This window comes from Sphingomonas sp. NPDC092440 (assembly GCF_044754985.1).
GTDB lineage: Bacteria > Pseudomonadota > Alphaproteobacteria > Sphingomonadales > Sphingomonadaceae > Sphingomonas.
This window is the reverse complement of the sequence record NZ_JBIVQA010000009.1, coordinates 22,686-37,121: the sequence shown is the minus strand read 5'-3', so window position 1 is coordinate 37,121 and position 14,436 is coordinate 22,686. Positions and strand designations below refer to the sequence as shown.

Here is a 14,436-nt window from a genome sequence, read left to right as displayed (position 1 = left end):
GATAGCGTTCTACAGATCGCGAGGCCGCTTGGTCGACGTTCAGATCGTCAGCCACGACGGCGGACGCCTCTCCTATTTTCCAGATATGCGTTCAGCGACTCTTCGGGGACGAACGTTCGTTTCCATCAACTCGCTGTTGCCGGTCGCAATCACCCGCGATGGCTTTGTCTCCAGAAGCGCCAGTTCCCGTTTCCTGGCGTTCCGCGAAAGCGGCAGCGAGATGGGAGCAGACTCGGTCAAGATAACAGACCTGCCGAGGATGCAGTTCCTGCATGTCGCCGGCGCAGATACCGACCAGTCGTCGCTGGTGTATGCGCGCCACTTAGTCAGGAATATCCTGAGAAACTATCGCACGTCTGATTTGCGCACCGACGCATCGGCGGGGCTGGTCTCAAACATTGGTGCATCGTTTCGCTGGTACAAATATCCCAGTCTTGATGCTCCGGCCAATGCGACCGGAAGTTTCTTCAGGGACTACAAATTCCTGTTCCGGCAAATCTATGATCCCAAGGTCGTGGTGCGCAACGGTCACGATTCATTGATCGGACTCGGTGAGATCGATGGTGGCGACAATCACGCTGCATTCGAAATTCCGGGATCCAGTGCGATAATAGACCCGCGCACCGGAACGCTGGCCGGGTCCTTCAACGAGAAAATGATGCGCGTGCGCGTGGGGGGAAAGTACACCACCTTCTCAGCGCCGAAACTCGGCAGGATCCTTGACGCGGCCGTTTCGGGGCAGAGCGTCGCATGGCTGTATCAGGAAGCTGACCATAGGGTCTTGAAGTGGCGAAACGGTGCCAAGGAAGTTCAGATACGCACGCGGTGTCCCATCGAACCACGTGAAGACAAGGGCGATCTGGACTTCTGGACAGGGCAGCAGGCGACGGCATGGATACCCCCGATCGTTCGAGACTACGCGCTCTTGGACCTCGGCCAGAAAACCAGAGTCCTGCCCGCGCAATTCTATCAGAACAGCGACAGGTCTATCATCATCTTCTTTGGTGGAGGACCCACGAATCCGCTTACGCTGTCCGGAGCCGTCGACTTGTTCCCGCAATTGGGCAACCAGTCGATTCTGTCTATGTCCTATAGCGGACAGCTCGGCGGTGGGCTCGAGATGCAAGGCCGACTCCTCAATGGTGGGAAAGCGCTGTCCGAAGACGCGGAGCAGGTGTCTCAATTCCTAGAAACAAGGAAATTCGAGAACATCACGATCGTCGGCGCCAGCTTTGGCGCGCTACCTGCGATGGCCCTTAAATCTCGCCTCGGCAAAAGGGCCAGGTTGCTCCTCGTCAGTCCGATCGTTTCCGTCGGGCCCGATCAAAATGATCGCGCTGAATTCGGCGAGACCAGCAAATCCGGGCAGCGCAGGTTCATGCTGGAACTCTTTGGATCACCCGGCAAAGTGACCGATTTCCAGTCCTGGATTGAAAATCTGTACATGACGACGGCATGGTCGGATAAAGATACGCTACATATCTCAACCTATGATCAGCCCTTTCCTGATCCGATAGCGGTACAAATTTCGAAGGGCGGTGCTCACGTGAACTATGTGTCGCTTCCTCACGGACGGGTGTTTTCAGCGAAGGGCGTGTGGGGGTCTGTTTTTTCTGACTGATATCTCGCAGCCTACCAACAAAAGGTCGCAATTGCGCTTGCAGCATTGGCACCGTCAACGATGGGCGCTTTAGAGACAATAAACTAACCTGCTGGGCGACTGATGGTAGAGAAGAGCAAATGACCTCCGACCAATTCTATATGGTACTTCCATGATATTATTGTTGTTTTCCTCGCTGGTGTCTTTCGATTCCAATACGAATCAGGAGAGCATTCCGAAATCCGATTATATGACGTTCACCGGAAAGACCTTGGGCACGTACCCCGGCGGAGTGAAGAATCTCTGTGATATGGACGCTGTCGGTTTATCGCCGACAGCGTCTTATCTCATATTCAGTCGTTCGGAATTCAGAGACGCGTCGCTCGTCTCCGACTCGCAGCGACTGGTCTTCGCCAACGCTCCCTGCATTACTGCGCACGGCATGGTCGATGGTTGCATGACAATCATCGAAGGGCTGCGGCCGCCCCGTCCGGTCTCTTGGGGGCCAGGTGGCGAAAGCCTGGTTCTTGCCGAAAATCCGGAGAATCCCATCGAGCTGCGCGTCGCCAGCAACGCCAACCCGCTGCGGATGTCCTTCGTGCGCCGTGTCCCGATGGGAAAGCACCTGGGCGCCGTGCTGAGCGGCTTCGATCCCGCGATGCCGCTCCTTCGCGATCCTGCCCTGCTGGAGGCGGCCAGGCAGGCCGCAGGCAGGACGATCTGGGACCAGGCAACGCCCGAGACGACGATACAACTGCTTATCGACGGAAGACATTTCGCATCGATCCGTCACGACAATCCGACATTGGGCGGCATGGTCCGGATCGATGGAGAAACGGCGCCGCTCCCGATGCCGGCGCCATTCCTCAAATTCGGCGCCTTCTCCCACGGCCCGGGCGGCACATGGCGCGTGTCGGGCCTGGGCGTCCGGTTCATGCGACACGGAAAGGCATGGCGCGCAGTCGACATGCCGCTCTTCTCCAGGGCGTTGATCTCAAGCCGGTCCGGGCAACTGCTCGGCTCCTATGCGCTGCGATCAGACTAATAACTCAAAATTTCCCGACGGTATCAAGATAATGCCACTCTATTCCTTAATGTCATATCAGGATATTTCTCAATTTAGCCTTTGTAGCGAAACAAATACATCATACTAATCAAGTAATTCACTTGCCGTTCGCACTACAATAGTAATATTTATTTCAAATTCAAACAATGAGGATCGTACCGTGAGAATGTTGAACCTGTACGAAATCGAGCTGGTGGCCGGCGGTTGGGGCACGACCGGCGAAACGCTCGACGGCATGCCCATCGACGACGACAACCATATCACCGTCACCGGACGCCTCCCCGGCATTCCTGCCCTGGGCTTCAGCTATGGATATGGCGGCCCGGAGACTGGGAATTCATATCCAGGCGATCCGGCGGATCTCGGGGCAGGTAATGCTATCGCCGATCAGCGCGACCCTAATTGGTTCCAGAGCCTTATTGATAACGTACTCAAACCAATCGTAGAAGGTATCGTCGGTCGGGAAACAAAAACACAAGAACAGAGAGAACAGAACGAAAATACTATTACACAACAGTTTATTAAACAGGATTATGCTGCCTCTGGTAGTGCTCTTACAAATGGACGTCAGGTCAGCACTTGGTATATGAAGGATGGATCTACGTATTGGGATATCAATGGAAATGGAAAGCCCGACTATCGCACCTGGTTCAATTCAGACGGTAGCCTCTGGGGCGACGATGGCAGCGGCGCAACTCTGCTGAACAAACCTCGTTGATTGCTATATGATCACATTGCTGGCATCATGTAATTGATGCCAGCAATGACCGTGACATATTTCCAAAGAAATTTACGATATACTCCGGGATTTACACATGAGCAGGGCTTTAGAAATTGCCGGCGGTATCGCAATGCTGGCAGTTGTCATAACTATATATATTATGCCAACGCTCATTGCCGTCCGCAGAAAGCACCCGCAGCTATTGCCAATCAGCATACTCAACGGCCTGGGCGGCTGGACCGGCCTGGGCTGGGTTGCGGCCCTGGCATGGAGCTTGACGCGATTCTGAATCCTCGGCTCCGCTCTTCATCAATCGCCCTTTGACGAACGACGGTCCTATCCGATGCACTTACGAGCCAGGCACTTCCGAGCCATTGCCATCGGCTGTATGTTCGGCGGGACATTTGCCGGTAACCACGCCGGTTCGCAAACCCGTGTGGATGCTGCCCCCTTCATGAAGTTGAGTGCCACAACCATCGGCACCTATTCAGGGGGAGTCGAGCGGTTGTGCGGCAGGGATGCGGTGGCATTCTCCCCGACCGGCCGCTTTCTGGTGTTTACCGACAGCGAGCTGCTGCCCTACTCGCTCGTACCAAGATCACGGAGCTTTCTTACGCTGGACACCAGGTGCGTGCGCGACCACGGCCTGGCGGACCGCTGCTTTTTCTCTGGCGAAGGTTTCGATGGCGCTCGCCCCGTCTCCTGGGGCGAGCGCGATGCGATGCTGTTCGTCGCCGAGAACCGCAAGACGCTGGTCGCGCTGGATTTCGGGAACGATGCCACGACGGCACGCTTCGCCGGGCGCGCCGAACTCTCGCGCGGCGCGGCAATCACGCTGACGACATCCGGCACGACCAAGTCGCGCACCGCCGATATTGAGGCGATCCGACTGGCAAGCGCTTATTTCAACGCCAACGCCCTGGATGCGCCCCGGTCCCTGATACTCAAGACAGACCTTGGGGCCGATGGGACCGTCACGGCTGTCAGCTTTGATCCGGACACGCTCGACGCCAGCGCATTCAGCGCCCGCGGACGGCGCTCCATCCCATTGTCGCGTGCCTTCCTGAAGCGCGCCACGTCATCGCGCACGCAATCGGGCGCAGCAGTTCTTTCGGATATCGGGTGGACCGCGGCCGAGGCCCCAGAAGGATGGCGAGAGAGACATTCCCTCCCATTCGCGCAACCGGTGGTGAGCGCCCGGGACGATCGGCTCCTCGGTTATTTTTCTCCAACCCGGGTCATGGCGGCCAACGGGCATGATCTCGCTCCCCTCGCGGCTGCTGTCTCTCGAGCACGCTCGGAGGATCCGGGCCTGGAACTCGTGGCCGCCGCGGCGGATCCTGCCGGAGACCATGTCGCGCTGCTCCGCACGGCATTTCGAGGGTATCGGCTCACCGGCCGCGCGGGTGGCCGTCCGATTGAGTATCGGTGCGATCGCGCGCAGCCTTCCCCCACGCGCCTTGCCGTTGGAACCATCGGCACCGCCGATCGCCCCCTTGCGTTCGTGCGTATTGATCCCCCAAAGCCCCGGGGCGTTGCGGTCGTCTTCCAGGGCGGCCCATCGAACATCGCAACAGACGCGATCCGCCTCTCCGCCACTCGGAGCTATTTGAGGCATGGCTGGTCCGTCATTCTTCCCAATTATAGCGGCTCTGCCGGATCCGGCACCAGCACCGCGACACGGCTACGCCGTGACGGAGTCCGCAGCTTTACGCGTGACGCCGCGGTGCTCCGCAACTATCTTGATCGAGCATTCCCCGATCGCCCATTGATCGTCCATGGCGAAAGCTTCGGAGCCTTGCCGGCAATGGCGCTCGAGGCCGTTGTCGGAGCGCGACGTGGCGGCTTCCTTGCCGGTGTCCCATATCTGCGATCGCGGCCGCCCGAACAATGGGCGGACAATGATTCGCCCTTCGACGCCGTGAACACTGCCTATCAGCGCCAATGGGAGGCGGCGACTATCGGCGTGGCCGATACCAACCGAAGCCAGTTCAATCGAGCAATCGCGACCCTGGCGGAGCAGCGGAATTCCAGAAGACCTGCTCTGTTCATTTTCGGGAGCTGGGACAGGTCGTCCATCCCCGATGATATTCCGCCGCCGCTACGTCCGAATAGCCAGAGCCGGATCATAAAGGCGACCCACAAATTGGCGCTGCTCCACCCCATGGCCGATGAGGTTCTCGAAAAATGGATCGATGCGCGCTCACAATGAAGAAGTTGATACGTTTATCAGGATCTATGCATGAGTAGAGCCTTGGAAATTGCCGGTGGCATCGCAATGCTGGCGGTTGTCATGACAATATACATCATGCCAACGCTCATCGCCCTCCGCAGAAGGCATCCGCAACTATTACCAATCAGCATACTCAACGGCCTGGGCGGCTGGACCGGCCTGGGCTGGGTTGCAGCCCTGGCATGGAGCTTGACGCGATTCTGAATCCTCGGCTCCCTGCACTGCATCAGCCACCCTTTGACGAACGGCGGCCCCCTCTGATGCACTTCCCAGGCATTACCATCGGCCGCATGAGGCACGGGTGCGACTGGGATTCCTTCCCCGGCAACGGCCGGCGCGCCTTCTCATGATCATGTCGAGACCCCTGCTCGAGGTAGTTGATCACGATCCCGGATCTTCGCGTCGATAGGTGATCATCGAAACCGTAAGATATTCGATGATGATGACGAGCGCCGCCAGGGCGACGATGACACCCACCCTCGCGAACAAATCCCAATCGGCATTCGAGATCGTTCGAAAAACCAGGAAAAGCGGTACGGCGAGCACGAACTGCCTTGTGGCGGGAATCTTTATCGAGGCTCCGCAGCCGGGACAGGGAAACCGGGAAACGCGCGCCCGATAGCTCTCCAAGAAAGAAAGCGGCCGGCGACAGTTCGGACAGCGAGGGCGGCGGAACACCTGCTATTTCTCCAGCTTCATGGCAGCAAGCATGTGCTCCGGATTCATCCGCTTGACCGCGCTGATGCACTCGGACGACGGCATTTGAGCAAACTTCTCCAATTGCGCCGGGCGATCGCCGCCCGCTCCGCTCCGCACGTCGAAACAGAACTGCGTACTGAAATCCTTCCCCCCGCTCCCGCGAGCCCATTGCGCCACTGCGGCATCGGTGCGCGCGGGCGCCAGCGTCTCTCCATCGAGGGTCAGCCCAAGGCACGCCCTGCCGGCCCCGGGCTGCGGAACGACCGTCAACCGCCTGACGCTCCCGTAGTTGAAGCGCAACGCATATCCAAGTTGCCGCTGCACGATCAGCGCGGCCGGCCCGATCGCCGAAGCCGCCGCGCCGGCGTCCGCCGATGCGCACAGACGAACGGTGCGGACGACATATGGCGGAGACGGGCCATTGGGCGGCGCCGCGGACAGGTCACCACGCAATAACGCGTATTTCAGGAAATGCGTCGCGCCGGCCTTGGCGGCTTGTTCCGCATCGCCAGGGGACTGGCTCCCGCTGCATTGCATCTTCGCCAGCTGGTCCTCCAGTCTCGCCGACGGAGCAAGCGCCACGCGGCGGGCGATGAGCGGCGGCGGCATGCGCCTTGCGGCCGCCACTCGCCGGCAGAGACCCTCGCGCACGCCCGTATCAATCCTCGCAACCCTTCGGGGATCGGCGCTGCCATCGGCGAGCGCCCTTGCGCTTTCCAGGATGCGCGACACCAAGGGAGCCACCTCAGGCGTCTCCAGACTGCCGAGCAAGCTATTCTCGTCGAGGCTCGTGACGGCAACGCGCATTCCGCGATGCCCATCGGCAGCATAGGCCAGGAGCAACAAATACCCCCGGTAAATCTCCGGTGTGACGCGGTGCTCGGAGGTCGCGAACAACGTGATGGCGCCGGCTGTCGCCAGGTCGCTTCGAGCGGATGCGTCCTCGGCGCGCGTCCCCGTCCAGCCGAGAGGTGCCCCCCTTTGGTCTGCGCCCGGAATTCTGATGGGTGTTATGGCGCTTCGAAGCGAAGACTCGGGAAACTTGCTCCAGACGAACAGCTGCGGTGCGCCGGCGAAAGGAGGCAGCTTTGGCAGGCCGGCCTGCCCCGCCTTCGTCCCACAATGGCCAAGCAGCACCTCTCGCCGCTCGGTCGGCACGAAGGAAGCCAAGGCAGCCATCGGCCCCGCTGCCGCGGACGCGATACCCTCGCTTGCTATTGCGCGCCGCTCGGCCGCAACATCCGCCGGTGCCGCGAGCGGATGCGCGACCGCGTCCGAGAGCGCCATTGTCGCGGCGCGTATACCCTCGAGGCCGCCACCCACATCAATCGAGATCACTATTCTGCCCGGGCCCGTAAACCCGTCCACGCGGTAGCCGAACTTCGCCAGTGTTGCATCTCTCAGTACAACGCTCCGCCCCACGAGATGCTCGAACAGGTGCGAATTGCCACAGGATCCAGCGTCTTCGTGAAGCTTGCCCGTCGGTATTATCAGACGAAGCGAGCTGATGTCCGCCGGTCCATCGGAGTCCAAACGCTCCGTCACTACGTCACCGGAAAGCCACGTCCCCGACCGGCCTGCGTCAGCGTCCTGACCGCAGGCAAATGGCAATAGCCCCGCAACGAAACCCGCGAGCGCCGTAAACTTGTCAGGCATAGCTACATCGCATCCACACAATCAAAGGCCGAGCGAACGCGCGTTCGCTCGGCTGCACTATTCTATCACGGGAGAGGCGCGAGCACCGGGCGGTCCTGGTGCGGTATCCCAAAGAGACCATCGAACCAGGCATCGGGGTCCATTGGATTGAAGTCGGGCCCCGGGTTGTTCTGGACGACCTCGTCAATCTCTTCGCGGACTATTTCCGTCACCGTGCCCGTAACGGCGTTCACCTGCATCGAACCGCTCGTGACGAGCTTCTCGACCGCAACCCCCAAAAGCGCCGCGGCACCAACGCCTATGCCGAGCTCACCTGCCACGCCAACCGCGGCAATCGCCGCGATGAAGCCGATCGCGTCCGCCAGGCCCTTCGTTCCGTTCTCCAGGCTCCAGATCAGGTTTCCGGCCTGAAGCACGTTCATCAAGGTACCGAGATGCTCGAGAAGCTGCCAGGCGGGCAGGATCCGGCCGTTGATATCGGCCATTGTGCCGGCGCCATATTTCTCGATCGCCTGCTGCAGCAGCGCACGGGCGGATTCGATCACCGTGAGGGCGTCATCCCGCTGTTCATCGGTAAGCCCATTGCCGCTGGCCGCCGACTGGCCGCCCCCGCCACCGAAATACTCGCCACTGTCGTTCTCGTGGAAGAAGGGTTCCCAGGTGTCACCGATGGGGTCGTATTGCTCTCCGAAGTCGAAACCGTCCCGATGACCGGTTACCACGATTTCATTCTCTTTCTGACGCTCGTCTTCCCTGCCGGTGCCCCAACCGCCAGCCACCAAATTGATCTCATATGCGCTCAGCACTCTCACAATAGAATCCCCATGATTAAGTTTCGGCTAGTTCTTATGAAGCGAGCCGAAACTCTATTCTGCCGCGAATGATACGTAGCCGTGACAATCTGGAGACATCGGCGTCTTGCGCGCGCGGGCAGCCGCTGGGCCAGCGCGGCGGCTTCATGCTGCTCGGCGCGGCCTAGCGAACGCAGGGGCGATGGCGGTTCTCGACCGGTGGCACGGCGCGCATGTTCGCGATCGGTGGTTGGAATGCATATGGTGGTGTTGTTTGGGGGCGAGCTGGCTGGTGTATTCGGCGCGAGGCTGAAGGCAGGCGGCGGGATTGCGGCGCATCGCGACCGGCAGAATCCACCGGCCATCCGCCACCGCGCGATTTGCGGACCGAAGGGACCGCAGGATTTCTCAACCTCTTGCCAGGGGCAATGGAGAAGCACCCGCTTCGCCCTATCGCGAACTCGGCGGCGGGGTTCTCCATGCGATCCATGACCTCACACTCGCGCCTGCCCCCGACCGGCTCGCTTCCCTGGAGATCCTTGATGCCGAGCCGCCCCCGCAGGCGAACGCCCGGCAGGATGCACTGGAACCCGAAGCGAGATCGCAAGCCCGGGTGACAGATGGCGGATATCGAGGCTGCCGCCATGCAGCACCGCCACGCCGTCGACGATGGCGAGCCCCAGCCCATTGCCGGGGGTGCTACGAGCCTCATCGAGCCGGCCGAACGGCCGCAAAATGGTTTCCGCGTCCTTTGGATCGACCCCCGGTCCATCGTCTGCGACGCACGCCGAAGCGCCATCCGCGGTCTCCACCACGCTGACGGCAATCCGGGCGCCGTTGCGCGAGTGCTTGAGGGCATTGTCGATCAGGTTCGCCACGGCCTGTGTCAGCAGATCCGCGTCGCCCAGAATTGGGGCGACCGTGCCCGCATGACACTCGATCGTGCGCCCCGAAGCCTCGATGTCGGGCCGATAGGCGTCCACCACCTGTTCGACGATGGCCGCGAGATCCAGCTCGGTGAAGTTCACGCGGGCAATGCCGGAATCGATCTCGGCAAGCGCGAGCATCGCCTCGAACAGCCGAAGCGCCCGCGCCATATTCGCGTTCGCCGCGTCAATTGCTTCGTTCCGTGTCGCGTCATCCTCCGACCAACGGGCGGTATCGAGCGCGTGCTGAGCATGGGTGAGCGGCGTGCGCAGATCATGGGCGATTTCCGCCGACACGCGCCGTACCGCGCCGACGAGTGTGGCGATGCGATCAAGCATCTGATTGATGGCAACGCCCAGTTCCTCGACATCGTCCCGGGCATGCTCCGCGCGGGGCACGCGCGCCGACAGGTCTCCGGCTTCGACCGAACGCACGGTGGCGACGATGCCTTCCATGCGGCGCAGGACGCGGCGGGTGATCAGGATGCTGGCGGCCAGCCCCAGCAGCAGTGCGATCGCGCCGGTCGGCAGGATCGCGCCGAACAATGCGGCCCTTACCGCTTCGCTCCGGCTCAAGTCTTCGCCCACGCCGACGATGGCGCCGTCGCGCTGGCGTACAGTGAGTGCAAGCACGTCCTCGCCGCTGCCGCCGGCCATGGTCCCCGGCATGTGGAAACGATGCCAACCGGGCGCACGCGGCATCGCGGTCATATCGCCCGCCAGGACACGTCCGTCCGCACCGACGAGCAGATAGACGAGCGCACCGGGCCTTGCGGATCTCCAATTGACTGCCGCCGCCGCCCCGACCGCACCTTCCTTGTCGAGCTCGCTGGCGATGGCTTCGACTTCGATCGCAATCCGCTCGCGCGCGCCCTGTTCGACACTGCTCCGCGTCGCGAACCAGGCTACCGCAAGCGCGCCACCAATGGCGAACCCCAGCAGCAGGGCGTTGAGAAGCGAGACCCTGAAGACGGTCGAGCGAAGAAATTCACCGGGCCAGCGCGACATAGCCCTCGCCCCGAACCGTATGGATGAGGGGCGGGTCGCCGCCCCGGTCGATCTTGCCGCGAAGCCGGCTGACATGGCTTTCGACCAGGTTGGTGCCGGGATCGAAGCGGAAGCGCCACACCTGTTCAAGCAGCATCGTGCGAGTGACCACCGCGGGGGAACTCAGCATCAGGAGTTCAAGCAGCTGGAATTCGCGCGGCATCAGCGTGATCCGCGTGTCGCCGCGCTGGACGGTCCGCGCCAGGCGATCGAGCACCAGGTTGTCGATCACCAGTTGCGCCGGCGGCGTCGCATTGCGGCGGGATAGCGCTTCCACGCGCGCTTCCAGCTCGTCCATCGAGAATGGCTTCACCAGATAGTCATCGGCGCCACCGCGCAATCCGGCCACCCGATCGGCAACCGTGCCAAGCGCGGTGAGCATCAGCACGGGCGTGGCGTCACCCCGCGCGCGAAGCCCCAGCACCATGCCGAGCCCATCCGCGCCCGGGAGCATGCGATCGATTACGAGCACATCATACTGCCCGCCCTCCACCATTGCCGCGCCCTCGCGGCCGTCCGCGGCGCGCGCGACATTGTGGCCACGTTCCGTCATCGCCGTCGCGATCGCAGCCGCGACCGTGTCGTCATCCTCGATCAGCAGCAGGCGCATCCGGCGCCTCTCCTTTCCGTTCCGTCAGGGGCCAGCGATACGCCAGCACCAGTGCGGGAAGCACGATCAGGCTCATCACCGTGGAGGTGACGAGTCCGCCCAGAATAACGGCTGCCATCGGCCCTTGCACCTCGCGCCCCGATTGCCCGGCCTCCAACGCCAGCGGCGCGAGGCCCAGGCCCGTCACCAGCGCGGTCATCAGGATCGGAGTGACCCGCTCGTGCGTGCCGCGCAGCACGGTGGCGAGCCCAGGCGCGCAGCCTTCCTCGGCGACCAGATGATCGATATGGGAGATGAGCAGGATCGCATTGCGGGCGGCAATGCCGAACAAGGTGACGAAGCCGACAAGCACGCCCAGCGACAGCACCCCACCGGTCAGCCAGACGGCGATGACTCCGCCAGCGAGCGCGAACGGCGTCCCCGCCAGGATGAGCATCGCGGGCCGGCCGCCGCCAAAGGCGATAACGAGCAGCGCCACGATACCGATCGATGCCGCGGCAACGTTGAACAGGATCTGGCGCGTGGCCGCCGCCTGGCCCTCGGCCACGCCGGCATAGTCGAGATAGGCGCCGGGCGGCAGCTTCACCTCGCGGGCGATCCGCGCCCTGGCCGCCGCGACGAAGCCCGATACATCGGATACCGACGGATTGGCGGTAACCATCTGCCGCCGCCGCCCACCCTCGTGACCGATCACCGTCCGTCCTTCGCCGGGCCTTATGGTGGCGATGTCCGACAGGGGCGTGGTGGTGCCGTCGCCCGCCCGGACGAGGATCGCGCCGATCGCCTCGGGATCGCGGGTATCGCTGTCGGGCAACGTCACGGTGACGTCGGTGATGCGGTCCGCCTCGGTCACCTGGCTGACCGTCTTCCCCTGGAAGGCGGTCTCGATCGCATCATAGGCGTCGGTCGGCGTCACGCCGCGAAGGCCCATGCGGTTCGCGTCCAGCATGATTCGGAGGCTGGGGGCGCCGGGCTGTGCCTTCACCTGAACATCGGCGGCACCCGGCACGGTGGCGAGCACGCGCGCGACATCGGCTGCCACGCGGTCGAGACTGTCGAGATCGCCGCCATAGACACCGATCGCCACCTTGGCGGTCTCGCCGGACAGCGACTCGCTGATCCGATCGCCGAGAAAGGTCAGTGCCTCGCTCTGGATACCCGGATACTGGCCGAGCACGGCGCGGATCCGCTCGAGCGCACGATCTTCGGACGCGCCGCCCACACCCTTCAGTTCGACATGGAACTCGCTGCGATTGGGGGGAAAGGTGTCCTCCCCGGCCTCGGCCCGGCCGATCTGCTCCTCGACGGTCGCGACCTCGGGGATCTTGAGCAGGTCGGCGGTGATGCGCTGGCCGAGATCCTTCATCCACGGCACTGAGGCGCCCACCGGACCGTTGACCTGGAGCACATAGTGCCGCTCGCGGAACGCAGGGAGCAGCTCGCCGCCGAAGCTGGTCAGCATGAGAGCGGCAACGATACCGACGAGGGCGGTCGATCCGGCCGCCGCGCGGGGATGATGGCAAATCGGCTCGAGCAGGCGATCGTGCCAGTTCTTGAACGCCATCAGATAGCGGGGTTCGTCATGAAGCCGCACCTTGCGCAGCAGGAGCAGCGCAAGCGCCGGCGCGACGGTGATCGCCACCCCGAGCGAGGCCAGCGTCGCCAGCAGGAAGGACCAGGCGAGAGGACCGAAAAATGCGCCCTGCAGTCCGGTGAGGAAGAGGATCGGCGCCACCGTGAGCGCGAGCACATACGTGGCGTAGACGACCGGCGCGCGCACCTCGACCGATGCGGCCTCGATCACCGCGCCTCGCCCATCGCCCTCCGGCGCATCGCGCAGGCGGCGGACGATATTCTCCACCCCGACGATGGCATCGTCGATGACCACGCCGAGCGCGACTGCGAGTCCGCCCAGCGTCATGGTGTTGATCGTCTGGCCGGTCTGATCGAGGACGATCAGCGCGGCGAGCAGCGACAGCGGGATCGAGACGAAAGCGATGAACGCCACGCGCAGATCGCGCAGGAAAACGAGCAGGATGAAGGCGATCAGCCCGGCACCGATCAGCAGGTCGGTGCGGATCCCCTTCAATGCGGTCTCGATGAAGTTGGCCGGCCGGTGGAGTGCGGGATAGATTCGAATGCCCTGCGCTTCGAGCGCCGGCCGCAATTCCGCGATCGCCGTCTCGACGCGCTGCGTGGTCTCGAGCGTATTGGCGCCATATTGGCTCGCGAGCGCAACGAGCACGCCGGGCTTGCCCATGATGAGCGCATCGCCGGTCTTGGGCGTCGATGCATCCACGATGTCGGCGATGTCGCCCAGCCGCACCGGCGGGCCCGCCCCGAGCGGGAGCACCGCCTGGGCGAGCGAGCGCGTATCGGGCGTGCCGGCGCTGGGCTCGATCAGGATGCGCTGGTTGGCGGTCTCCGCGAACCCACCGCCACGTACCGCGGTAGCCGCCTTGATCGCGGCCTCGACATCGGCAAGTGCGACGTTGCGTGCGACCAGGTCGGCGGGGCGGATGCGGACCTCGAAGCGCCGGAGCTCCCCGCCAAAGACGATGGCGCGCGCAACGCCCGGCGTGGCAAGCAAGCGCGGGATGACCGTCCATTGGACCTGGTCGCGCAGCATCTTGGGATCGCGTCCGCCCACAAAGCCGATCTTGAGCAGATCCATCGTCGAGGAAGTCAGTGGCCCGAGCCGTGGCGGCTGCACGCCGCCCGGAAGCCTGCCCGCCGCCTCGCTCACCGCTTCGGCAACGATCTGCCGGGCGCGATAGGGTTCGCTCCCTTCGACGAAGACGATGTTGATCACCGACAGGCCCTGGATCGATTCCGAGCGGACGGTGGCGATGCCGGTGGCTCCGTTGATCGCGGCCTCCAGCGGTCGCGTGACCAGCGCCTCGACCTGGTCCGGCGTCATGCCGGGCGCTTCGGTCTGCACCGTTGCCTGGGCGGGCACGAACTCCGGGAAGACGTCGTAGCTCGCCCTGCGCAGGGTGAGGATGCCGAAGGCCAGCAGCAGCAGCGACGCGAGCATCACCATGCCCGGATGCGCCAGGCTCAACCTGACAATGCGACCGAGCATCG

General features: G+C 62.9%; 12 protein-coding genes. 6 read left to right on the top strand and 6 right to left on the bottom strand.

From position 1 onward, the window contains the following. Positions 1-28 precede the first annotated feature (28 nt). From ACIQCS_RS16060 to ACIQCS_RS16035, 6 genes are all read left to right on the top strand, one after another. Positions 29-1,621 (top strand): hypothetical protein, encoded by a 1,593-nt coding sequence (locus ACIQCS_RS16060; protein WP_345847208.1) that lies wholly within the window; start codon positions 29-31, stop codon positions 1,619-1,621. Between the two features lie 151 nt (positions 1,622-1,772). Further along, positions 1,773-2,645 carry a hypothetical protein gene (locus tag ACIQCS_RS16055; RefSeq protein ID WP_345847209.1) on the top strand — a complete coding sequence of 291 codons (873 nt, stop codon included), beginning with the start codon at positions 1,773-1,775 and terminating at the stop codon, positions 2,643-2,645. A gap of 187 nt (positions 2,646-2,832) precedes the next feature. Further along, on the top strand, positions 2,833-3,384 hold the full coding sequence (locus ACIQCS_RS16050) for a hypothetical protein (protein ID WP_345847211.1): 552 nt from the start codon (positions 2,833-2,835) through the stop codon (positions 3,382-3,384). 97 nt (positions 3,385-3,481) lie between these two features. After that, positions 3,482-3,676 (top strand): superinfection immunity protein, encoded by a 195-nt coding sequence (locus tag ACIQCS_RS16045; protein WP_401531309.1) that lies wholly within the window; start codon positions 3,482-3,484, stop codon positions 3,674-3,676. A gap of 165 nt (positions 3,677-3,841) precedes the next feature. After that, positions 3,842-5,599 (top strand): hypothetical protein, encoded by a 1,758-nt coding sequence (locus ACIQCS_RS16040; RefSeq protein ID WP_345847212.1) that lies wholly within the window; start codon positions 3,842-3,844, stop codon positions 5,597-5,599. 30 nt (positions 5,600-5,629) lie between these two features. Next, complete coding sequence (locus tag ACIQCS_RS16035) at positions 5,630-5,824, top strand: superinfection immunity protein (RefSeq protein ID WP_345847215.1); 195 nt, start codon at positions 5,630-5,632, stop codon at positions 5,822-5,824. Between the two features lie 177 nt (positions 5,825-6,001). Here ACIQCS_RS16035 and ACIQCS_RS16030 read toward each other — a convergent pair whose 3' ends face one another. The 6 genes from ACIQCS_RS16030 to ACIQCS_RS16005 form a co-directional block, all read right to left on the bottom strand. Further along, positions 6,002-6,166, bottom strand: coding sequence for a hypothetical protein (locus tag ACIQCS_RS16030; RefSeq protein WP_345847217.1), 165 nt, complete (start codon positions 6,164-6,166; stop codon positions 6,002-6,004). Between the two features lie 135 nt (positions 6,167-6,301). Next, positions 6,302-7,975: a hypothetical protein gene (locus tag ACIQCS_RS16025; RefSeq protein WP_345847219.1), complete on the bottom strand. Its 1,674-nt coding sequence runs from the start codon at positions 7,973-7,975 to the stop codon at positions 6,302-6,304. A gap of 65 nt (positions 7,976-8,040) precedes the next feature. After that, positions 8,041-8,781 (bottom strand): hypothetical protein, encoded by a 741-nt coding sequence (locus ACIQCS_RS16020; RefSeq protein ID WP_345847220.1) that lies wholly within the window; start codon positions 8,779-8,781, stop codon positions 8,041-8,043. A gap of 479 nt (positions 8,782-9,260) precedes the next feature. Beyond that, positions 9,261-10,700 carry a HAMP domain-containing sensor histidine kinase gene (locus ACIQCS_RS16015; protein ID WP_345847222.1) on the bottom strand — a complete coding sequence of 480 codons (1,440 nt, stop codon included), beginning with the start codon at positions 10,698-10,700 and terminating at the stop codon, positions 9,261-9,263. Further along, entirely contained in the window at positions 10,681-11,349 is a 669-nt protein-coding gene (locus tag ACIQCS_RS16010) for a response regulator transcription factor (RefSeq protein ID WP_345847224.1), read from the bottom strand. Before ACIQCS_RS16010 ends, ACIQCS_RS16015 begins: the two co-directional genes overlap by 20 nt. Continuing rightward, positions 11,324-14,434: an efflux RND transporter permease subunit gene (locus ACIQCS_RS16005; protein WP_345847226.1), complete on the bottom strand. Its 3,111-nt coding sequence runs from the start codon at positions 14,432-14,434 to the stop codon at positions 11,324-11,326. Before ACIQCS_RS16005 ends, ACIQCS_RS16010 begins: the two co-directional genes overlap by 26 nt. Positions 14,435-14,436 lie beyond the last annotated feature (2 nt).

What these genes read in the sequence shown, in the direction of transcription:
- ACIQCS_RS16055 (WP_345847209.1), top strand. Translation starts at nt 1,773, where the DNA reads ATGATATTATTGTTGTTTTCCTCGCTGGTGTCTTTCGATTCCAATACG.
- ACIQCS_RS16050 (WP_345847211.1), top strand. Translation starts at nt 2,833, where the DNA reads ATGTTGAACCTGTACGAAATCGAGCTGGTGGCCGGCGGTTGGGGCACG.
- ACIQCS_RS16045 (WP_401531309.1), top strand. Translation starts at nt 3,482, where the DNA reads ATGAGCAGGGCTTTAGAAATTGCCGGCGGTATCGCAATGCTGGCAGTT.
- ACIQCS_RS16040 (WP_345847212.1), top strand. Translation starts at nt 3,842, where the DNA reads ATGAAGTTGAGTGCCACAACCATCGGCACCTATTCAGGGGGAGTCGAG.
- ACIQCS_RS16035 (WP_345847215.1), top strand. Translation starts at nt 5,630, where the DNA reads ATGAGTAGAGCCTTGGAAATTGCCGGTGGCATCGCAATGCTGGCGGTT.
- ACIQCS_RS16025 (WP_345847219.1), bottom strand. Translation starts at nt 7,975, where the DNA reads ATGCCTGACAAGTTTACGGCGCTCGCGGGTTTCGTTGCGGGGCTATTG.
- ACIQCS_RS16015 (WP_345847222.1), bottom strand. Translation starts at nt 10,700, where the DNA reads ATGTCGCGCTGGCCCGGTGAATTTCTTCGCTCGACCGTCTTCAGGGTC.
- ACIQCS_RS16010 (WP_345847224.1), bottom strand. Translation starts at nt 11,349, where the DNA reads ATGCGCCTGCTGCTGATCGAGGATGACGACACGGTCGCGGCTGCGATC.
- ACIQCS_RS16005 (WP_345847226.1), bottom strand. Translation starts at nt 14,434, where the DNA reads ATGCTCGGTCGCATTGTCAGGTTGAGCCTGGCGCATCCGGGCATGGTG.